We start from the raw sequence: 20,978 nt of genomic DNA on the forward strand, positions 1-20,978 counted from the left end.
AACCTTTAACTAAGTACATTCTCTAATGGCACAATCTAAAACAACAAAGAAATTATTTAACATGGCTTACGGCCTAGGAGCGTCTATTGTAATTGTAGGAGCACTTTTTAAAATCCTTCACTGGGAACTGCCTTTAGGTTTTTATACACTCACAGGTGGTGATCTTCTTGCGATAGGACTTTTAACTGAAGCTCTGATTTTTGCTATTTCAGCGTTTGAACCGGTAGAAGATAACTTAGACTGGTCTATTGTTTATCCAGAACTTGCTGGTGGTATGGCTTCCGCGAAAGCGAAACAAGTAACTGTATTAGAGGAAGAAGATGCTCAGGGAATGTTATCAAAAAAACTGGATGCTATGTTAAAAGACGCTAAGGTTGATGCGGCATTAATGGAAAGCCTGGGAACAAGCATAAGAAGTTTTGAAGGAGCAGCAAAGGGAATGGCTCCAACTGCAGAAGCAATGTCTTCTACAAGAAAATATTCTGAGGAAATGGCACTTGCTGCAGCCCAGATGGAATCATTGAACAGTCTTTATAAAGTACAAGTAGAAAGCACAGCTAGACAAGCCGAAATGAATGAGCAAGTTGCTCATAATGCAGGTCGTCTTAAAGATCAAATGGAAGGATTAGCAAACAACCTAAGCAGCCTAAATGGCGTTTATGGGAATATGCTAGGAGCCATGAAAGGTTAATTAGTAAAAATTAAATAACAAAAACACACTAATTAAATAATTATGGCAGGAGGAGATTCCCCAAGGCAGAAGATGATCAACCTAATGTATCTGGTTTTCATCGCAATGCTAGCACTAAATATGAGTAAAGAAGTTCTTACGGCTTTCGGACTAATGGAAGAGAGTGTTGCAAATAACAATGCAACGCTGGAAACGAGAAACGAAGCATCTTTTGCGGCATTAGAAGCAAAAGCAGCAGAACAACCTAAACAATATCAAGAAGCAGCGCAGTCTGCAAAAAAAGTTACTGAAATCAGTGATAAATTCAATAATTACCTTAAGACGGTAAAAGACTCCATGATGGGGTCTGTTGATGACGATAAACAAGACGATTTTGAAGCTCAGGATAAGACAGATTATCTAGACTCAAGATTTTTCAAAGGTGATGGCCTAACAGACGATGGTAAAGAATTTTTAAAGCAGATGAATGATTACCGTGAGGGAATGATTGCAGCTTTGCCAGAATCTGGATATGATAATCTAAAGTCAGAAATCAAGAGTAAGTTTGATACTAGCGATGTTCCCTCTGTAAGAAGTGAACCTGGTAGCGAGAAAATCAATTATTTGAATTATCATTTTGAAGGCTATCCATTGATTGCTTCAAAAACCAACTTGACTCAAATGCAAAACGATGTCAAGAATGCTGAAGCAGACGTTTTAGGACAATTACTTCAAGGAGAGCTCATCGAGATTGCTTCTATGAATAATTATCGTTCTATAGTAAGTCTTGAAAAAGGCGCTTTCTTTAATGGGGAAACGGTAACTGGTGAAGTAGTTCTGGGTCGTTATGATGATAACATGAAACCTACCAAAGTAATTATCAATGGAGCTGAGGTTCCCGCGAGTCAGATTAAGAATGGCCGTGTGATGTTGAACTTTGGAGCAGGTGGAGTAGGAGATAAAGAGATTAAAGGTGAGATGCAGTTTGTGGAGAATGGAGAGACCGTAACTATTCCTATCGCTCAGAAATATTCTGTGATAGGGAGACCAAATTCTGCAACCATTAGTGCAGATAAAATGAATGTGGTTTATCGTGGCGTTGACAATCCTATGACAATTTCATTTGCAGGAATTGATGCAAGTAAGGTAAATGCTAGTGCTGCAGGATTAAGTGCTCGTGGTGGTTCACAATACAATATGAAACCTTCTGGAGGTGCTGAGGTTAAGATTAATGTAACCGGCACGCTTCCTGATGGTTCTAAAGCGAGTGACTCAAAAACGTTCCGTATTAAAGATCTTCCTAATCCTACTGGTTTGATTAGTGGTGAATTTGATGGAGTTCGCAAGAACAGAGCAAACCTTGCAATATCAACAGTGTCTGCTGCGTTCTTAGACTTTGACTTTGATCTAACGCCTACCGTGACAGAATTTATACTGAAAGTACAGGGTCAGCCTGGAGTAAAAGTATCAGGTAGTAAAATGAATGGAGCTGCTCAAAGTGTATTGCAACGTGCGCCGCAAGGTTCCATCGTTCAAATTGCACAGATTAAAGCAACTGTTCCTGGAGTTCGTTTGAAGTCGGTAACACCGGTTTCTGTAGAGCTTACAGACTAATTGAATTAATAAAATACAACTCATGAATAAATTGTTAGCCTTTATTGCAGTAGTAGCTCTTTGTGGGATTACCCAGGCACAAAACAATATTCTTAACGCTAAGTCTTTTGAAGAAATAGGGGAGAAGACGTTAGAGCAAGTCATAAATGATAACGATAAACCATTGCCTTATGGCTTTGTGGGAGATCGCGATATCTTATGGGAACGCAATACGTGGGAAAGAATCGATCTTGATGAAAAGATTAATTTCCCATTGTACTATCCAGTGGATACGAACTTTGTAGGTTCTAATAGAAGATCGTTATTTCACGTGATTACTAAAGCTGCGGCAGAAGGTAAGGTCAACCTTTATGCAGACTCTTACGGGAATACTAAAAAGAATTTTGCCGAAATAGGGTCCAGTATGAAAACAGTGGATACTTCTGATGCTGGTATAACTATCTATAACCAGACTGGAAGTGTTCCAGCGGAGTATATTACCACTACAACTGTTAATGCAAATATGGTTAAGGAATACCGCATACGTGGTGTATGGTATTTTGACAGCCGTCAGGGAGAATTGAAATACCGCATGATTGCCATTGCCCCTGTAACTCCTGATGTGAATTTCTTACAGGATAAAGAAGGAGTGGAGCTATTTTGGGTTTTCTATCCTGAATTAAGAGGTATTTTGCATGAAGCTAAAGTCTTCAATGAGAAGAACTCTGCAAGGCCTTTGACATTTGATCACTTATTAAATTCAAGACACTTTAATGCTACGATTTATAAGATCGATAACGTTCAAGGCGATCGTTATATTGATAGCTATATCGCAGATAATTCCATGATGCAGTTGCTAGAATCTGAGCGTCTAAAGGAAACCATTAGAAACTTTGAAATTGATATGTGGAACTATTAGAATCATGTATCATTTATAATATCAAGCCTTGCAACCGCAAGGCTTTTTTTATGACGTTAACTTAGTATTTTTGAATTATGAAAGACGTAATAATAGTAGGAGGCGGGATTGCGGGTTGTACACTTGCCTGGCAGTGGCACCTGCAAGGTAAATCCATATTATGGATTGCAGATGATACCGTCGCTTCCAGTCATGTGGCTGCGGGAGTTTTTAATCCAGTGGTGTTGAAACGGTTTAGCCCTGTCTGGAATGCGCAAGAGCAACTCGATTTGTTATTTCCTTTTTACACGCAGGTTCAATCTTATTTGAGCGAGCCACTGCTGCATTTAAAGCCAGTGTGGAGGCGCTTACACGATGAGAAGGAAAGGAAAACCTGGACTCGAAAATCGATGCGTGAGGATTTAGATAATTTGATGGTAACAAATCCTATTGATGATTCGATTGAGGGTATTGAAGCTCCTTATGGTTATGGTATGGTAAATCATACCGGCTGGCTAGATACAAATGTATACATGCAAGGTTCTTTTGAATATTTTAAAAAAAGAGAAGAGTTCGAGTTAGCTATTTTTGATTACGCTGCATTGAACATTAACAAGGATCATGTTACTTATCAGGATAGAGAGGCAAACGCAATCATTTTTGCTGAAGGTATTCGCTTACCGGAAAACCCTTGGTTTAAAAACCTTCCTTTACAGGGTAATAAAGGTGAGATCTTAATTATAAAGTGTGCAGGTTTGAAGTTAGATCAGATCATCAAATCCTCTGTCTTTCTCATGCCATTTAAAGAAGATCTATTTTGGGTAGGAGCCACCTATGATCGTGATTATATCGATTCAGATGCAACTGAAGTTGCTAGGGATTACCTGATTTCTAAACTGGACACATTTCTGAAAATTCCCTATGAGATCGTCGATCAGAAAAGCGGCATACGGCCTACTACAGTGGATAGGAGACCATTCGTGGGGAATCATCCTGAACTTAAGAACCTTTATGTTTTCAACGGTATGGGGAGTCGTGCTTCGTTGGTAGCACCATGGGCTTCAAAATTACTTTTTGAAAAAATGTATACTGGAACTGAAATGCCTGCGGAAATGGATATATCTAGATTTCAGAATTAGAGTCGGCTTTGTCCGGGTCATAATCTAAGAATATATTAATCCAGATATTTCGAGAAAGTCTAATGACAATGGGTAATGAAAGTATTGATATTGCAGTAATTAGCCAGAATATATTCCACCGTGACCAGTCAAAGATAAAGTAGGTCAGTACAAATGCTGCCATTGCAATCGCTATTCCCACGCCATAGCTCACATACATAGAGCCATAAAAAAAGCTAGGTTCAATCTTGTATTTAGTGCCACAATGAGAACAACGCTCGTGCATTTCCTGCGTCTTTTTAGGGTTGTAAAGATTAGAACTGGTGTACATTGATTCTTCCTGACAAATGGGACAGGTACCGGTGAAAATACTGTATAATTTAGTACCTTTTAGCATAATAAAACTTTAGTGTTCATTGGGATAAACGCATCTTTGCAAAGATACAAAATTGCTATGCTCAACATCCACGATTTGCACGTCAGCTTTGGCGGTGAACCACTTTTTGAAGAAATTACATTTAGACTGAATGCGGGCAACCGCGTGGGTTTGATAGGGAAAAACGGTGCTGGAAAATCCACTATGCTCAAGGTTATTTCTGGCGATATCCCTGCAGATCAAGGTTCGCTGGCTATAGAAAAAGGCGTCAGTATTGGATTCTTGCGGCAGGACATTGACTTCGAGATGGGTAGAACCGTTTTAGAAGAAGCCTATACCGCTTTCGCGAAAGCGAGATCTATAGAAGTGCAAATGGAAGAAATCAACCACGCACTCGCCACGAGAACAGACTATGAGAGCGATAGCTACATGCAGCTTATTCAAGATATAGGGGACATCACCCATGAATATGAAATCATAGGCGGTTATCAGTATAAAGGTGAAACCGAAAAGATACTAAAAGGGCTGGCCTTCAAGCCAGAACAATTTAACATGCTGACTGACGAGCTTTCCGGTGGATGGCGCATGCGTATCGAGCTGGCAAAACTACTGCTTGAAAAACACGATATTCTATTACTGGATGAGCCTACAAATCACCTGGATATAGACTCTATACTTTGGCTGGAACAATTCTTACAGACTTATCCTGGTGCAGTGGTCATCGTGAGTCACGATAAAATGTTCCTGGATAATGTTACAAATCGTACCATTGAAATTAGCCTGGGAAGAATATATGATTACCCCAAACCTTACACTCAGTTTCTAGCCCTAAGAGCAGAGCTGCGCGAGCAACAAGCAGCCACAGCAAAGAACCAGCAGAAGGAAATTGAACGCACGGAAAAGCTGATCGAGAAGTTCAAGGCAAAAGCCAGTAAAGCCACCATGGCACAGTCGCTGGTAAAAAAGTTGAACAGAATGGATAAAGTAGAAGTTGATCAGGTGGATAACGCCGCCATGAATATCAACTTTACGCAGTCCATACAACCTGGAAAAATAGTTCTAGAGATTGAAAAGATTCAAAAATCCTATGCTGATAAAAATGTGTTGCGCGGTGTAGATCTTATGATTGAGCGAGGGACTAGAATTGCTTTTGTCGGGCAAAACGGAATGGGAAAATCCACACTTGCCAAGATTATTGTGGGTGACATAAAAGATTATAAAGGCGATGTAAATCTGGGTCACAACGTGCAGTTGGGTTATTTTGCCCAAAATCAAGCAGAATATCTAGACGGTGAAAAAACCGTGCTGGATACTATGATTGACTCTGCAGACGATACGAACAGAGTCAAAGTTAGGGACATGTTGGGATCATTTTTGTTCCGTGGGGATGAGGTGGAGAAAAAGGTAAAAGTGTTGAGTGGTGGTGAACGCAATCGTCTAGCGTTGTGTAAATTGTTACTCCAGCCTTTCAACGTCCTTATTATGGATGAGCCTACGAATCACCTGGACATGCAATCCAAAAATGTGTTGAAGCAAGCGCTTATTAAATTTGCTGGAACTCTGATTGTTGTTTCTCACGACCGGGAATTTCTACAAGGTCTGACAGACCTGGTTTACGAATTCCGCGATCATAAATTACATGCTTATTTAGGTGATATTGATTATTATCTGGACCAGCGCAAGGCTCGTGATATGCGAGAAATTGAAAAAAGTACAGAGGTTGATAAGAGTTCGCTTTCGCGAAAGCGGGATAGTGAGGAAAATAAACCATCCTACGAACAACAGAAAAAGATAAAGTCTCTCAACAACCGCCTCTCAAATGCGGAATCTGAGATTAATAAGTTAGAACGCGAGGTGAAAAAGATGGATTCAGATCTGGCTTCCAACTATGATAAAATGTCGAAAGACCCTAAGTTTTTCGATTCCTATAAGGCAAAGAAAAAGTCTCTGGAGGAATGGATGGGAAAATGGGAAACTGTTTCTGAAGAGTTAGAAAACATAACTCAATCTGTAGCTTAAAGGAAGAGTTTTGAGATGTAAAGCAAGAGTATAAATCGATCATTATGATAGAGCATTTTTTTGCGTGTCCACATTGCTGGCAGGAGATTTCAATGTTACTGGACCCAGCGTATTCTCAGACATATGTGGAAGATTGTGAGGTGTGTTGTAATCCCATTGAATTGATGGTAAGCTTTGAAGATGGAGAACTCGCTTCATTTCAGGCGAAAGAAATAGGTCAATAAAATAAGCCGCTCAAGAGCGGCTTATTTATTTCTTATATGAAGTTGCCAGCAGTTAACTACAAATACGATGCGTTAAAAATCAACGATCTATGCCACTGCGGGTTGGTATTAGTCATTCAAATGTTCTGCTATATCTTCCAGTCTTTTTATCTGATTGATCGTACTTTGAATTTCGTCCTTTTGAGCAGTTAGAATGGTAACCACTGTTTGTGGCATTTCCTTACTATGCTCTAAAACTTCAGAATACTCCTCAACAGCAGACTTTTCTCCTCTTAGACATTCCTCTAAAATGGTTTCATCTTTATTACTACTAAATGCAGCTTTGAGGTTCATCCATCCACGGTGCATATCGCCAGTAACACTACCGTCAAATTCTGGCTTTTCTTTCATTCCTTTCATCTCACTGGTAAGGGATGCGGCATACTGCGTGCGCTTTGCCCCTTGTTGTGCAAACCATCTTTTGAGATCTACATGATCAGTCACCTCTGCCGCATTTGCATAGCCGCGTTGTGCGTCATATGTTTTCTCAAGAATGTTATTCAGGTATTTTTGTGTATTTACTTTGGAGTCCATGATGTTTTTTCTTTTAAATCTACTCTAAATGATACGTAGAAAGCCTAAGCCTGTGTGATTTGAGAAGAGTTTAACAATAGATGCTAATCTATCTTTAAATAAAGTTGTGGATAATGTAAAACAGTGCTATATTTGCCGTCCCGTTCAAAAGAAAGGGATTTGTTTATCGTCAACGTTATGAGTTGAAGGTTTAAAGCCATTTGATAAGCAAGAGATTAAATCGCGGGATAGAGCAGTAGGTAGCTCGTCGGGCTCATAACCCGAAGGTCACTGGTTCGAGTCCAGTTCCCGCTACTAGCAAAGACAAGGCTTCACAGAAATGTGAAGCCTTTTTTTATGAACTGGGTACAACATAGGTACAACATTTTAATAATTTACAAACTCTCATAGCAAACATCATCAATTGGAACTAGATACATTTAAATTAAATGATTTCATATAGATTATATTTTTTGATTAAAAAAAAAGGAATGCCTTTTAAGAATCACTAAATAAATTCTTTAATTTTCTAATTGCTCTTTTCATAAATGATTCTGTATCTAGATTTGTGTCTGCATTTGCACTTTCCGTTCTCGGTGTTATAGATCGTTGCAAATTGTTTCTAGATTTTTCTGCACTAGGATGATCAAACAATAAAATTTTGTTGAAATTATCGCCTTGACCTGTTTGCGACTTGATATGACAATCTTTCACACAGGAATTTTCAAAATCAAAATCAATATTTCCAAAATTGAAGTCCATTTCTTTTGGGCCATAATAAATTCCTTTAGGTTGCAAAACCATTGACAGAAATTGTTGGATTTCCATACCTGCTAGACTTAAACTAAAGCCGAACACATTTTCTCCACGGTTTACGAAATGATCTTTAGGTAAACCCTTAATATATGTAGGATTGTCTAATTCCCCACTTTGCTCTAATGAAACATCTGATGGGGTGTATTGACCTAAACATTGCATACATATTCTTTGTGGACCAACAGTATGTGCTTTCCATCTTGCTTGATCAATATTTGATAAGTCTGAATTTGGATTGGTATCAATACCACCATCAATTACAGGTATAAAGTTGGAGTATGATATGCCATCCAAGGTAAACCTAGGAAGTGGCATATCTACGCAGGAGAATAGAAGATCACAATCAAGGGCAGCCTCTAAACCTTGTTTTTCTGTAATACTATATGGTAGCGCTTCGATTGTTAATCCTTTTCTGAGGTTTACATCGTGAAGTCTGTTTTTTTGAAAATCCACTTTAAACTTACCTATATCTCCTTCGCTAGCCGCAAGTAGACGGTCTAAATTTTTGCGTTCAATAGTGTCAAAATCAATAAAAACTAAATCTTCAATTCCTGTTCTAAGAAGTGCCTCCGCAATTATAGATCCTACGCTACCCATTCCAACAATCCCGATTTTCATTCTAGAAATGTCCTCTTGTTTTGACGTTCCCCAAGAAGATATCGTCCTCGAAAATTCCTTCCCGAATTTGGGTTTAGGCTTGAGATTTTGGTTATAATGTATTTTTAGACCATAACCTACGACCCTTACCGACTCACACCACTGTATATTATAAGTTTTTGATGCCGTCTTTTCCCAAAACCTTGCACTCCAAGTTCCATCTGAACCAATTGTCATACCTACTACCGGCAAACCGGTAATAGCTTTAACTCGTGGAGCAAGCATTGTTTCCGCATCAACATCATCACTACTCATACTTTGCCAACCTGGATAGGGATGACTATGTATAAAGATAATTCCATATTTGTTTTTTAGCGCGTAGGAGGTTACTTTATCAAAGTAGTCAGGATTGAAACTTACATTACCGTGAATATTTCTATCATCTAATTCGGGGAAAATTATATCATTAATAAGCGCTGTGATTCTTCGTTTTCCGGTAGAAAGTTTATAAAATGCAAAACATAAATCTTCCTGATTATCTTCTCTTATAAGATGGTTTGAAAGGGATAAGTCTATATCCTCTGTCATTGATACACTATACTTCATCATCTGTAAAATCAAATAACGTTCTTATAAAGGCCAAATAATCGTCCATATCCATTCCAGACTTCCACCCATTCAGAGGTCTACTCCAATATTGAAACTCCGAAGTAGGCTTTTTTCTGTCGTGAATGGCTCCGTAAGGATGTTTACCACCTCCACCAGTAATTGGGAGTAAGTGTGGCTTTATGTATGGACCAGATGGTGGGTTAAGAGGGAATTGTTTTGCATCAAGTGCAATTTCTACTTCCCTATCTTTAAATTTTCCGTGAGTTATTTTGAACTTGAAGCACACAAAACCATTTGTGTGCATCCAAGCTTCAAAATTTCGCTCAATCAATTGTTTCAAAATTTCTTGATTTCCCATAATTATGAAACAGTTGTAGGGGCTAATTTACAGGTAATAAATTTGAGACCATTCTCAATTCTGATTTGGTAGTCCCGATCATTTTTATAACCTATTTCTTTATGGCCATCGATTTGCTTCAAATAAAAACCTTCTGGATTTTTACCTGTTTCTTTGATAATCTCGTTTGGCGTCATAATAAATTCATCTACATCAACAGGCTCATCATCAACATAGATTGTCAACTTTTTGAAGAGCTTCGCTTTAAATCCTTCGATCCCTGGATCATTAAGATCAATTTTTTCATCAAGTTGGACGGGTTCAAAGCCTGCCTCGTTGATTTTTTTGAGAAGTTCAAAATCTTCTATAGGCTCACAACCTGAAATCATTAATATCTCTTTCCCTGTTATTGTAGAGTTTTCAGATTCATATTTTTTTCTGTTTACTCTAAAGCTAAATTTTCCCATTTTATATATTTTTAGGAATTATCTCATTCTTTAAAATAGTCTGAGAATACTATTCAGGTAAGAGTTGTATGGATATTAGTTGCATATGATGCAAATTTTAATACCTTTGTACAACTAAAAAAGGGAAAGCATAAGGTGATAAGCCTTATATAGAGTCCACAAAACTTTAATTCCCATATTTTTAATCCAATTTATTGTTACCGCAATAGATTGGATTTTCTTTTTTTTATCGGCCTATATTTTTAGGTTGAACGCATATTTATAATCAATTAAACTTTTTCCATTTTCAAAATTTTCAATCCACGCATCTTCTAAATGACTAAAGTTGACAATTTCTGTGGTTGACATTTTCTCGAATTTACTTTTTACCGTATCCAAAATCTTTAACTCCAGATTACTGAATAAACTCCTTTCAAATTTTTTTCTAGATTTGAACTCTTTGCTATACCCCCAATCATACTCTCTTTCAATTATATCAATAGCATCCTTAGTATTCATAAAATCATAAATGCTATTATAATTGTTTGGAACAGGTCCCATATTTATAGCCCGGTATCGAGTTCCACTCATTGAAACAGCTTCTTCTCTATAATGTAGAAAATCAGCATAGAATAATAACTTGTTCAACTGTGTGACGAAAGGTGTCATTGTTTCCGCAAAAAAAACGACCATCTCTGTCAGCTTCTTTATGTTTGGCCTTAAATATCCGGTGTGATTATCCGGGAGTTTATCGCCCAGTAAATAATCTTCAAATATCAAAGCAAAACGTTTGTTGCGTTTTTTTTGTATTAGATGATCTATTCTGCTTAAAAGTTCTTTCCATTCTTTTGAACCACTTTCATAAGCATTGCTCATTTCAACAAGTGACTTAAATTTAACAGGATCATTAGCTAGCTGAATCAAATTAGCATTAGACTGATTAGGTACTTCACCATTTTCATAATTTCTATAGCTGTTAATTCCGAAACCTAAAATTTCCGCCATTTTAGATGCTGAAAGCTTATATTTAGAACGTATTTCCCTAATCTCTTCTGGAAATGGAAGGTTATACTTATCTCGATACTGGTTATAAACTTGTTTCATTTTAATAGTATCAAACTCAGTAGATGTAAAATACTGACTGCTGTCTTGGCAGAAGAAACTAGGATAACTTACTGGAAAGGACTCTTTTCTAAAAGTCAATTCCATATTTCTAACTTCAACCGACATTTCCTTACCTGTAATTGGACTTTTCATAAATTACTTAAATTGATAGTTCATTTTGTACTCCGCTATATGAAAAGAGATACAAATCACACTTGTATTTAACGCTCCAAGAGTGATCTTGATGTATATTTCCCTCCGCCGTAACATCCTGCCAAAAACCCACATTTCAGAACCTCCATATTGAGTTTCTTTTAAAGGACCTTCGCAGTAATCATCAATTTCTAATTTTTCAATTATTTTTTTTCTTTCATTCGGCATAAGTTCAAGGTCCGAAAGGGTTTGGGAGTTTTTATCTCGTTCATCGAGAAACAAAATATCCCACATTTTCATCTTAATGTGAAACTCTTTTAAGAATTTTTTTACTTCCTGTTTGGAACTCATACCTAAAAATCATATTGCAAATATATGTAATTTTTCTTTCAAAACAACTTTAAAGTGATAAATATACATCTTTAAGTTTTAAAAACAACTTTAAAGTGATAAATAAATTTCGTTTAAAAACAATTCAAAGCCTGCACCATTAAATGAGAGCGCACTTTTTGAAGAGAGAGAGTATTCAATCAATATATGCGCAAAGGTAAACTCGTAAAATACTCCCATCAAAAGACTACGGCATAATCGGGCTCGTTTCTCACTCCTTTTATTCCGTTTCCTTTTGAGCTGAGATTTTATCTTCCGTTTGGTTCTAGCTTAAATATTAATTGTTTAACTAAAATCAAATGTTATGTATTTATCAAATTTACAGCAGGATGAAATCTTCGTTCCATCAGAAATGAAATCCTTGAAAAGCCTGACCCAGATGGAATCCCGAAGGGGACTTGAAAATACCATAATTTCAAATGGCAAAATTGTCAACGTGGTATCGAACAGCTACGGCCACGTACCGAACGAACTATTCTTTAAGAAAGCAGAGGAAATGTTGACTGATGCCGGACTGAATTATCAGAAACGGACGATCAACAGGAATGATAGGTCTTTCATTACCGACTTTATCATCGACGATAAAAGCCAGTTTTCGGTAAAGAACGAAAAAGACCTGATACTGCCGATGCTGCGGTTTAAGAATTCCTATGATGGTAGCGAAAAAACATCGGGGCATTTTGGCTTTTACCGGCAAGTATGCTCCAATGGCCTTCACGTTTCACAGGCGGAAATCGAGTTTTCCATCAAGCACAGTAAGAACAATACCGACTTGATAATGCCAAGGTTGAACAATTTGTTCGATAAGTTCGTGGATAATGAATTTTATAGCATTACCAAGAAGTTCGACAGAATGAGGGAATTTGAAATTATCGACACCAAGGAATTTGTAAAAGAAATTCTGGAAAGCACGAGATTGTTCCGGTATGAATGTAGTGATAGGAACAATGATCCTTCAAAGAAATCCCGGGAAGTCCTTGAAATTCTTGATAATGAAGCGTTGCTGCTCAATGAAGTTCCCAATTTATGGATAGGCTATAATGCTTTTAATCAAATGCTTCACAATACATTGAAGAAAAGCTTTTCACAACAAGAACGCTTGGACAAAAAACTGTTCGATGCCGTTTATGAAATGGCTTAATGCTATTAAAGGTTCATCCAGTACCTCAAACTGGATTTTTCCTATTTTCAGCAAAAGGATTTAATTGGAAAGTTGGCTTTGCAATCCCACTCAGCCCATTCCCCTGCATTCCGCGAAAAGCTCCATTCCGGGAAAAGCGCTTCATTACCAAAGGTCTTGGACTCGACTCCAAAGCTTCCGATTCCCATTGCGCTAATCCTGCTGAAATACGCAGGAACGCTCCATTCCCATCTACACCTTAAAAGTTAAGTCCGCTTTAAATCCTACTTCAAGAGGATAATCCATTTTCATATTTCAGGTCGGGTCAATGTGTGTGCATAAATAAATTGGTAAAACTCTTTTTTAACTTACTTCAATTTTTAATTCAATTCACTCATAGCTTTTCTTAACTTTACAAAAAGTAAGTCTAAATAAAAATAATACTTAAGATGAAAAAAATACTGATTTTATTAAGTCTTTTTGGATTATTAACTGCCTGTAATAATCGCAATGAAAAACCTAAAGAAGATAAGAACACATCAAATCTGGAAAAATCCGTTTCTCAGGATTCAACGGATTTAGTCCAACAAAATTCATTTAGGGTTGAGGAAATAGACAGTTTCTGGAACAAGAAACTAGCGGACAATAAGGAATTTTACAAAGTGACCTTTCCCCGTACTGATATTCACCTAAAAATTGATGGAGCGCCTGTGGAGGCCGGTTTGGCATACACTTCTTGGATAGCATACCGCCCGATGGGGAACAAAACACAAATTATGGGGGATATGGTAATGCTGGACACCGAAATCCCTAGGGTTCTACCTTATTTGAAGGAAAACGGCATTGTAATAACCGCTATTCATAATCATTTGTTACGTGAACAGCCCCGACTGATTTATATGCACATTGCGGGGAACGGGGACGCTCTGGAATTATCTAAAATTATGAAAGGTGCTTATGCGCTTACCGCTACACCATTGACCGAAACCAAAAGTGAAAGTGAGAAAAAAGAAATGGATTGGGCTCCGGTAAAGAAAATCTTGGGTTCGAATGGCAAAGAAAGTGGAAATTTATTGAAATTTGGTTTTCCCAGAAAAGGGTCAATTACTATGAATGGCGAAACAATGCCCTCAACTTTTGGCATTGCAACCGCAATTGGCTTTCAGGCCATCAATAAAAATGAGGCTATTATAACAGGCGACTTTGTAATGAGAGCCGACGAAGTGAATGCGGTCATTACAGAATTGGTGAAAAACAATATTGAAGTTGCAGCACTACATAATCATATGCTTTTTGAGGAACCCCGATTGTTTTATATGCATTTTTGGGCCAAGGGAAACCCGGAAGAACTTGCAGAAGGATTTAAGGCTGCATTAGAACAAACTTCCTCAATTCAATAATTTAGAAAACCCAAAATGACCGTTAAAAATTACCGCCAAAGTTCGATCAAACATTTAAACTTTTTGTTGTTTTATTGATGGTGTGTTATTTTTATTTCACCATATAAATCAATATTGAAGCTTCACTATTAAAATCCGAAGGAGATGCAACCATTAATTGGTTTAGTTCTGGAATAAAAAGGGATGTCCTCGCACCCGAACCAGTCGAAATTTTTCCTTCGGTTGTATAGGTGTCGGCATTAATTTGATTAAATACATCGATATAACCAGCGCCACAGCTCAAATATAACTGTTCGTTTTGGGGGCTGTAAAAAATATCATCCACATCCCTGTCAATATCCAAAGAAGAAATTTTATTTCCCGTTTGTGTGTCCAATATTAAGAGCATTGGGGCGTGCCAACATCCTATAAATAAACGATGGTGCACTGCATCTAGGCTCATTGGGAAATTTGACTTTGCTTTTGTCACTTTCCATTTATCAACCACCCTATTTTTATTTAAATCGATAATCTCAACAAGCTTTTTACCGGGAACATTTACATACATTTTTTTTGCAGCTTCGTCTATTTGAAAAGATTCCGGATGTCCTGAAAGTTGTATTTTGGCAATAAGATTAAAGGTAGTGGCATCAATTATGGCAATGCCGCCGTTGCCATAACCCACATAAATTTTTTTATCTGTAGGATCGTAACGAACATTATCGGCATCATCCGGTAGTTTTATTGAAGTCTTTTTATCAAAAGTGGTTGCATTGAAAACCTCGCAAACCCCGTTACCGCCATTTGCAACAAAAATGGAGTTGCTTTCAGGAAGGTAAACGACACCTTGGGGTTCGTTTAAATTCTCTATAGTATGGATGATTTTTTTGCTTTTTAAATCAACCACTTCAATGGTATTGTTGCCCAATGCAGCTACATAAAGTATTTGTTGCCCGTTGTTATAACTTAAATGGTCAATTCGCCCTCTTACTTCGGACAAGGGAACTGTTGCAATTAATTGAAGTGAATTGCTTTGATTTTGTGCCTTACACCCATTAAACAAGAGAAGGAACAAAAAAGAAAAATTTAAAATTGTTTTTTTATCCATTTCCTTAAAATTTAAAGTTTTGGAGCCATTTTAGCTTATTGTTTACATAGCCACCAACTCATTTATATCCCTACAATATACAAACTTATAAGTCCGGATTCCGACAAAAGACAAAAGTCATATAACTTATTATCGCCCCTTATTTTATGCTGAAAAATTAATGGTTGAATTACAAATAATAGTTTTTATCCCACTCAGCCCATTCCCCTACATTCCGCTGAAAAAGCTTCATTCCGGGAAAAGCGCTTCATTCCAAAGGTCTTGGACACGACCCCAAAGCTTCCGATTTCCATTGCGCTAATCCTGCTGAAATACGCAGGAACGCTCCATTCCCATCTACACCTTTGAAGTCAAGTCCGCTTTTAATCCTACTCAAAGGATAATCCGTTTTCATAACCCGGTCAGCACATTGCCGCTGCATTTCGCGAAAAGCTACATTCCGGGCAAAGAGCTTTCCTACTAAGGTCTTGGACACCATCCCCGATTTCTGCTTTCCATTCCGCTTGCCCTTCCCGCCCTGCTGGGAAGCGCACTCCATTCCAAGGTGAAATAGGTAACGGAGTCCGCTTTTCATAGGAATTCCATTTAATCATTTAGTCCCGCTTCCTATGTTTTTGTACTTCACAAAAGGCATTTAGAACTACTCCCGCACCGCCGCTGTCCCTACCCTTTTTTGTAAGCAAAATACCAACATTTGGAAGTTAAACGGAGTGCATAACCGGTCGTGCCTCCCTTTTATAACTCCTTATTAATTCCAAATATTGAAAATGTATCAGCAACAAAAAAAGGTAACAGCGGACGGCTCTATGGGAAGTAAATCAAAATCGAAACTTATGAAATCTTACAAAAACATCAAAAAGGAAGCGGGACTAAAAAAAACAAAAAAGGAAAACGCTCTGGATATAATAAGTAAATCACTTCAAAAAAACATAAACGCAAACTATCCGAAGGGTTCGGGTAGCCTTAATTAATCTTAATTCTTTTATTATGAGTACTTTAAAAAATCACGTACAGTTAATCGGAAACGTTGGCCAAGAGCCACAAATCACGAACCTTGAAAGCGGTAAAAAGGTAGCCCGTCTTTCACTCGCCACAAATGAGTATTACAAAAACAGCGAGGGCGAAAAAATCCAAAATACCGAATGGCACACGATAGTAGCCTGGGGCAAAACTGCCGAAATCATCGAGAAATATGCCGGAAAGGGCAAAGAAATCGGGGTAACGGGAAAACTGAAATCCCGAAGCTACGAGGACAAGGACGGTATCAAAAGATATGTTACCGAAGTGGAAGCCAATGAAATCCTTTTGTTGGGAACTAAGAACGGCAATAATTCAGCCGATTAATTTAAAAATAAAGAGGGCGTTTCCGTCTAAAGTTGCGCCCTCTTTTTCATTATCCATTAATTAAAATTAGATAACAATGAAAACACAAGTTAACGAAATCAAAGAGGGATTGCAACATTTTCACGGTTCAGAAACCATATTTCAAATCCCATTATTAAGAACCCGTTACACAAACGGACTGAAATATTTGGCGGAAGCTGCCGAATGTTTTTGGCTCATTACGGACACTTCTATAATCGCAAAAAGCCTAATGAACCGAAGCGAATTTATTACTATCGACTTCAAGAGATTGTCCGAGGACAAACAGGATTTTACGGGCTACGAAGCTGAGATAATCTACACGGATGGAAATGATAATATTTTGGAAAAACACGGGTATCGGGCGACTGATTTTCCGCTCGATGAACTGCGGTTGTTTTTTGTAAATAATACACTGATGTTACCGAGCGAATACTAACCCCTTCAAAACCTAAAAATTATGATCTATCTAAATTTTTCAGACCTGAACGGGGATGCCCAAGAACGTCTTTTGGAAAGTTCAAAAAAGGACGTCGAGCAAAAATTTGGCGATGATATTCGGAAGTATTCAAAAAAGCATTGCACCAATTTTGAGGTAATGATCGAGGAAGAAGCACGAAGGAATTTATACAGTTATACCTATGTGTTTAATATCTGAAATTGTCCAAATAGGAACGGAAAGACCTTTGAATTTTCAGAGGTCTTTTTTTGCTAAAACATATCCAGTTCAATAAAAATCCTTATCTTTATTTCGCTGAAATTCAGCATTCAATTTTACGCAGGGGAATCCATTTTTTGACTTTCGCCGATAACCCTGCCCATCGAAAAATTACATAACGGGAAATCTTTTCCCTGAAATTGGCAATTGGCTTTTAGCCGAATTGTACGAAATTTTTGCCCCGAGAACTCGGGGCGAAAAGGAGTAGCAAGAGGGTAACACGCTGCGCGATGTTTCGGATTCCTTTTCGTTTTCAAATAGCTGATTATCAGCGATTTGAATATATTTTAATTTCCTGACAATCAACGATTTGCGACAAACGGGCTGGAAACGCCCATTTTTAGGGAAGATTTTGCGACAAATCGGCGAAATATGGACACATTTATAGGAATTAGATTCAAAAAGGAAACAGCAAAACGTTTTCAAGAATTTTCAAGAACACACTTCAAATCGCATACAGAAGCGATGGCAACGATGCTCGATTTTTTCTTCTACAACGAGATATCGCCAAAGGAAAAATTGGGTCCGACCGGTCGGACAATCGAAACTTCTATTAAGAAACGTATCAATGCGGTAATCGCTATAATGCGAGATATGGAAAAGACCCAAACCAAACCAACGGTCGCGATGATAGAATCACTTTTTCAAACGGAAACACCAACAAAGAAACCTTTGATTTTAGAGAAGAAATTTTTAGAAAAAAAGAAGGAAGTGCGATTCAGAGAAAAGCAAAATCACAATAACGGACTTTAAATTTTTGAGCTATGTATATCACAATCACACCTCAAAAATTAGGAGGCACATATTCACAAAGTTCAGCGGATTTTGTGGGTTATTTAGAGAAAGAAAACCAAGGTCTTGAACAAGAGAATCTGGAACACTTTTTCAACCAATATGGCGATGAGATTTCAGCCGAAGAAGTCGTAAAAGATATCGATGGAAATGGTGCTAAATTGAAGAAGACCGAACCGAAATTTTATTCCATAACGGTCAGTCCTTCAAAATACGAATTGAACAGATTACAGAACAGCAGCGAAGATTTAAAAAAGTACACTCGTGAGCTGATGAAGGATTATGTGGCATCCTTCAATCGGGAAATTAACGGTCGCCCGATTACCATCGATGATATAAAATATTATGCAAAAATCGAACATCAACGAACCTTTAAGGGAACGGACTTTCAGATTAAAGAAAACCAACCCTACGCCACAAAAATACTTCAGCTCAAAAATGACATCCGTAAAATAGAAAGTGGAACACTAGAAGGGAATATAAAACGCAAAGAAAAGGAAATGGCAAAATTGGAACGTGAAGCACCACACCAACAGAACGGTAAACGAATCGTACAGGGAATGCAAAAAGATGGAAACCAAAGTCATATTCATATTATCGTGAGTAGAAAGGATGCTTCCAATACATTCAGCCTTTCGCCAGGGAGTAAACACAAAGCTTCGGAAGTGGAGATGCACGGTAATAAAGTAAAACGTGGTTTTGACCGTGATAATTTTTTTCAGAGTGCCGAAAAAACCTTTGATAAGACTTTCGGCTATCAACGGAATTTTGCGGAGACCTACAAGGCAAGAAAGGATTTCACAAAGAATCCAAAAATCTATTTCGCATCATTGATGAAATTACCCACCAATGAAAAAGCATTGGCCTTCAAAATAATGGGCAAAGCGGGCATTCCGATGATTCCAAGTATTCCTGTTACGCAAGCGCAATTGGCAATGAAAATATTTAACAGGCTACGACGTGGTGCAGAAGTGGCCATTAAATCAAGTTCCATAGGAATCTAAATTATGCAGTTAGACAATCTCTTAACGGTTCTTTTAATTATTGGTTTAACCAGTACGGTTTTCTATGGAATGTTTCGGATAAACAGATATGCGTTCATTATCAATTTTCTGATACTTGGTGTTCTTGTGGTTTATCTAAACGAAAAAACACAACTAATTTTAATAGCACTCTATTTGGTCTGTCCTCTCACATTAATTAATATAGGACTGTATGTATTCTTGCATAAAACTGAAAGCCCAAAAAATGATAATACCAAGTATCAAGTCAATTTTGACACTACCAACGGAAACTTCAAATTGGATAATATTAAGCGTGGTGCATCGGTTATAGGTTCTGCAGGAAGCGGAAAGACCGAAAGTGTAGTTTATGGATTCCTGAAGCACTTCCGAAAAGAAGGCTTTTGCGGAATCCTCCACGATTACAAAGATTTTGAATTAACCGAAATGGCATATCCACTTTTCAAGGATAGCTCTATTCCATTTAAGGTCATTTCCTTCGATAAAATCATCCATAGGGTAAATCCTATAGCACCTCGCTATTTGGAGAATGAGGAAAGCGTAAACGAAGTTTCAAGGGTGCTTATTGAAAACCTGTTGGAACAAAGAGAAAGTGGAACAACCGGCACGACAAAATTCTTCAATGATGCTGCCGAAGGTTTAATAGGAGGATTAATTTGGAAGCTGAAAACAGACTACCCTAAATATAGTACACTACCACATTTAATAGCAATTTACCAACATCTCGATACAGATAGCCTTATCCAATTTTTGGAAACCAACACTACTTCAAGAGCAATGGCAGATGCGTTTATTAGCGGAAAAGATTCTGAAAGACAAACAGCAGGTGTGAAAAGTACTTTGGCCAATGCGTTAAAACGAATTAGTACACAACGCATTTTTATGGTACTATCCGCAGACGAAGTGCCACTCAATATAAATAATGAAGAAAACCCAGCAGTCATTTCCATAGTGAATAATCCAAAATTTGAGACTTCGTATTCGCCTGTAATCGCAACAATTATTCATACAATTACAAAACAAATGAGTGTGCGGAATAGTGAACCTTCTTTTTTATTAATGGAAGAAGCGCCAACCATTCGTTTATTGAATATGCATCGTATTCCTGCAACATTACGGAGTTATAATATCTCTACTATTTATGTGATGCAGGATAAAATTCAAAATGATATGATGTATGGCGATAAAGCGAGTAAAGCAATATTGAGCAATCTATCCTATCAATTCTTTGGAAAAGTAAACGACCCGGATACCGCCAAATATTACGAACGTTTTTTTGAAATTATTAAAGACCCAACTAAAAGTATTAGTCGTGGACATAACCTCGATTTTGATACTCGAATTACTACTGGAGAGAAGGAAATCCCAAAAATTAGGGCAGATGTTTTCTTTAGATTAAAACAAGGGGAGTTTATTACGTATGCAGACGGAAAGGATAAGAAGGTTCAGTTTAAATTAGCCAATATTCAAAGGGAATTTCCACAAGAAATAAATCGGTATTCCAACGTAGAATTAGAGGTTAATTTTGAACGAATTTATGATGAAGCGCGGTCGATATTTAATTGAATTACAATG

Annotated in this window: 24 protein-coding genes and 1 tRNA gene; 16 read left to right on the forward strand and 9 right to left on the reverse strand. The window is 37.6% G+C overall.

The genetic code is table 11. The annotated features are described in order from the left end of the window. Nucleotides 1-25 precede the first annotated feature (25 nt). The 4 genes from porL (at nt 26) to IQ282_RS01200 (ending at nt 4,300) form a co-directional block, all read left to right on the forward strand. Complete coding sequence (porL, locus tag IQ282_RS01185; RefSeq protein WP_194850121.1) at nt 26-691, forward strand: type IX secretion system motor protein PorL/GldL; 666 nt, start codon at nt 26-28, stop codon at nt 689-691. A 42-nt stretch (nt 692-733) separates the two neighbouring features. Continuing rightward, entirely contained in the window at nt 734-2,284 is a 1,551-nt protein-coding gene (porM, locus tag IQ282_RS01190; RefSeq protein WP_194850122.1) for a type IX secretion system motor protein PorM/GldM, read from the forward strand. 22 nt (nt 2,285-2,306) lie between these two features. Further along, on the forward strand, nt 2,307-3,182 hold the full coding sequence (porN, locus tag IQ282_RS01195; RefSeq protein WP_194850123.1) for a type IX secretion system ring subunit PorN/GldN: 876 nt from the start codon (nt 2,307-2,309) through the stop codon (nt 3,180-3,182). 77 nt (nt 3,183-3,259) lie between these two features. Then, entirely contained in the window at nt 3,260-4,300 is a 1,041-nt protein-coding gene (locus tag IQ282_RS01200; protein WP_194850124.1) for an NAD(P)/FAD-dependent oxidoreductase, read from the forward strand. On the opposite strand, the gene IQ282_RS01205 is transcribed toward IQ282_RS01200, so the two are convergent. Continuing rightward, the gene (locus tag IQ282_RS01205) at nt 4,284-4,676 is read right to left on the reverse strand and encodes a DUF983 domain-containing protein (protein WP_194850125.1); all 393 of its coding nucleotides are present in this window, start codon (nt 4,674-4,676) and stop codon (nt 4,284-4,286) included. The genes IQ282_RS01200 and IQ282_RS01205 overlap by 17 nt on opposite strands. 57 nt (nt 4,677-4,733) lie before the next feature. Here IQ282_RS01205 and IQ282_RS01210 point away from each other — a divergent pair, with 57 nt between their 5' ends. Together IQ282_RS01210 and IQ282_RS01215 are read left to right on the forward strand one after the other, a co-directional pair. Next, entirely contained in the window at nt 4,734-6,674 is a 1,941-nt protein-coding gene (locus IQ282_RS01210) for an ABC-F family ATP-binding cassette domain-containing protein (protein ID WP_194850126.1), read from the forward strand. Nucleotides 6,675-6,718: 44 nt separating this feature from the next. Beyond that, on the forward strand, nt 6,719-6,898 hold the full coding sequence (locus IQ282_RS01215) for a CPXCG motif-containing cysteine-rich protein (protein ID WP_194850127.1): 180 nt from the start codon (nt 6,719-6,721) through the stop codon (nt 6,896-6,898). 108 nt (nt 6,899-7,006) lie between these two features. Here IQ282_RS01215 and IQ282_RS01220 read toward each other — a convergent pair whose 3' ends face one another. Continuing rightward, nucleotides 7,007-7,471 carry a ferritin-like domain-containing protein gene (locus tag IQ282_RS01220; RefSeq protein WP_194850128.1) on the reverse strand — a complete coding sequence of 155 codons (465 nt, stop codon included), beginning with the start codon at nt 7,469-7,471 and terminating at the stop codon, nt 7,007-7,009. Nucleotides 7,472-7,692: 221 nt separating this feature from the next. On the opposite strand from IQ282_RS01220, the gene IQ282_RS01225 reads away from it, so the two are divergent. Then, nucleotides 7,693-7,765: transfer RNA gene (locus IQ282_RS01225), tRNA-Met, on the forward strand. Between the two features lie 183 nt (nt 7,766-7,948). Here the strand turns inward: IQ282_RS01225 and IQ282_RS01230 are convergent. The 5 genes from IQ282_RS01230 to IQ282_RS01250 form a co-directional block, all read right to left on the reverse strand. Beyond that, nucleotides 7,949-9,472 carry a ThiF family adenylyltransferase gene (locus tag IQ282_RS01230; protein ID WP_194850129.1) on the reverse strand — a complete coding sequence of 508 codons (1,524 nt, stop codon included), beginning with the start codon at nt 9,470-9,472 and terminating at the stop codon, nt 7,949-7,951. Next, entirely contained in the window at nt 9,459-9,830 is a 372-nt protein-coding gene (locus IQ282_RS01235; RefSeq protein ID WP_194850130.1) for an E2/UBC family protein, read from the reverse strand. Before IQ282_RS01235 ends, IQ282_RS01230 begins: the two co-directional genes overlap by 14 nt. A gap of 2 nt (nt 9,831-9,832) precedes the next feature. Next, nucleotides 9,833-10,276, reverse strand: coding sequence for a multiubiquitin domain-containing protein (locus IQ282_RS01240; protein ID WP_194850131.1), 444 nt, complete (start codon nt 10,274-10,276; stop codon nt 9,833-9,835). Nucleotides 10,277-10,510: 234 nt separating this feature from the next. After that, nucleotides 10,511-11,512 (reverse strand): type II TA system antitoxin MqsA family protein, encoded by a 1,002-nt coding sequence (locus tag IQ282_RS01245; RefSeq protein ID WP_194850132.1) that lies wholly within the window; start codon nt 11,510-11,512, stop codon nt 10,511-10,513. A gap of 3 nt (nt 11,513-11,515) precedes the next feature. Continuing rightward, nucleotides 11,516-11,863 carry a type II toxin-antitoxin system MqsR family toxin gene (locus tag IQ282_RS01250; RefSeq protein ID WP_194850133.1) on the reverse strand — a complete coding sequence of 116 codons (348 nt, stop codon included), beginning with the start codon at nt 11,861-11,863 and terminating at the stop codon, nt 11,516-11,518. Between the two features lie 343 nt (nt 11,864-12,206). Between IQ282_RS01250 and IQ282_RS01255 the strand changes: the two genes are divergently transcribed. Both IQ282_RS01255 and IQ282_RS01260 read left to right on the forward strand, forming a co-directional pair. After that, nucleotides 12,207-13,043, forward strand: coding sequence for a DUF932 domain-containing protein (locus IQ282_RS01255; protein WP_073100637.1), 837 nt, complete (start codon nt 12,207-12,209; stop codon nt 13,041-13,043). Between the two features lie 428 nt (nt 13,044-13,471). Continuing rightward, nucleotides 13,472-14,422, forward strand: a complete 951-nt coding sequence (locus IQ282_RS01260) for a DUF1259 domain-containing protein (RefSeq protein ID WP_073100635.1) — start codon at nt 13,472-13,474, stop codon at nt 14,420-14,422. 91 nt (nt 14,423-14,513) lie between these two features. Here IQ282_RS01260 and IQ282_RS01265 read toward each other — a convergent pair whose 3' ends face one another. Continuing rightward, complete coding sequence (locus tag IQ282_RS01265; protein WP_073100634.1) at nt 14,514-15,509, reverse strand: YncE family protein; 996 nt, start codon at nt 15,507-15,509, stop codon at nt 14,514-14,516. A gap of 247 nt (nt 15,510-15,756) precedes the next feature. Next, nucleotides 15,757-15,984, reverse strand: coding sequence for a hypothetical protein (locus IQ282_RS01270; RefSeq protein ID WP_194850134.1), 228 nt, complete (start codon nt 15,982-15,984; stop codon nt 15,757-15,759). 292 nt (nt 15,985-16,276) lie between these two features. On the opposite strand from IQ282_RS01270, the gene IQ282_RS01275 reads away from it, so the two are divergent. From IQ282_RS01275 to IQ282_RS01305, 7 genes are all read left to right on the forward strand, one after another. Beyond that, a complete protein-coding gene (locus IQ282_RS01275) occupies nt 16,277-16,480 on the forward strand; it encodes a hypothetical protein (RefSeq protein WP_073100632.1) in 204 nt (67 codons plus the stop codon). Between the two features lie 16 nt (nt 16,481-16,496). After that, nucleotides 16,497-16,853 carry a single-stranded DNA-binding protein gene (locus IQ282_RS01280; protein WP_073100631.1) on the forward strand — a complete coding sequence of 119 codons (357 nt, stop codon included), beginning with the start codon at nt 16,497-16,499 and terminating at the stop codon, nt 16,851-16,853. A gap of 76 nt (nt 16,854-16,929) precedes the next feature. Further along, nucleotides 16,930-17,310: a DUF6876 family protein gene (locus IQ282_RS01285; RefSeq protein WP_073100630.1), complete on the forward strand. Its 381-nt coding sequence runs from the start codon at nt 16,930-16,932 to the stop codon at nt 17,308-17,310. A 21-nt stretch (nt 17,311-17,331) separates the two neighbouring features. Further along, complete coding sequence (locus IQ282_RS01290) at nt 17,332-17,529, forward strand: hypothetical protein (protein ID WP_073100629.1); 198 nt, start codon at nt 17,332-17,334, stop codon at nt 17,527-17,529. Nucleotides 17,530-17,961: 432 nt separating this feature from the next. Then, complete coding sequence (locus IQ282_RS01295) at nt 17,962-18,342, forward strand: BfmA/BtgA family mobilization protein (RefSeq protein ID WP_194850135.1); 381 nt, start codon at nt 17,962-17,964, stop codon at nt 18,340-18,342. An 11-nt stretch (nt 18,343-18,353) separates the two neighbouring features. Beyond that, nucleotides 18,354-19,385 carry a MobB family relaxase gene (gene mobB, locus IQ282_RS01300; RefSeq protein ID WP_194850136.1) on the forward strand — a complete coding sequence of 344 codons (1,032 nt, stop codon included), beginning with the start codon at nt 18,354-18,356 and terminating at the stop codon, nt 19,383-19,385. Between the two features lie 3 nt (nt 19,386-19,388). Continuing rightward, nucleotides 19,389-20,969: a type IV secretory system conjugative DNA transfer family protein gene (locus IQ282_RS01305; protein ID WP_194850137.1), complete on the forward strand. Its 1,581-nt coding sequence runs from the start codon at nt 19,389-19,391 to the stop codon at nt 20,967-20,969. Nucleotides 20,970-20,978 lie beyond the last annotated feature (9 nt).

The sequence above is a fragment of the Nonlabens antarcticus genome (genome assembly GCF_015356755.1).
GTDB classification, from domain to species: domain Bacteria; phylum Bacteroidota; class Bacteroidia; order Flavobacteriales; family Flavobacteriaceae; genus Nonlabens; species Nonlabens antarcticus.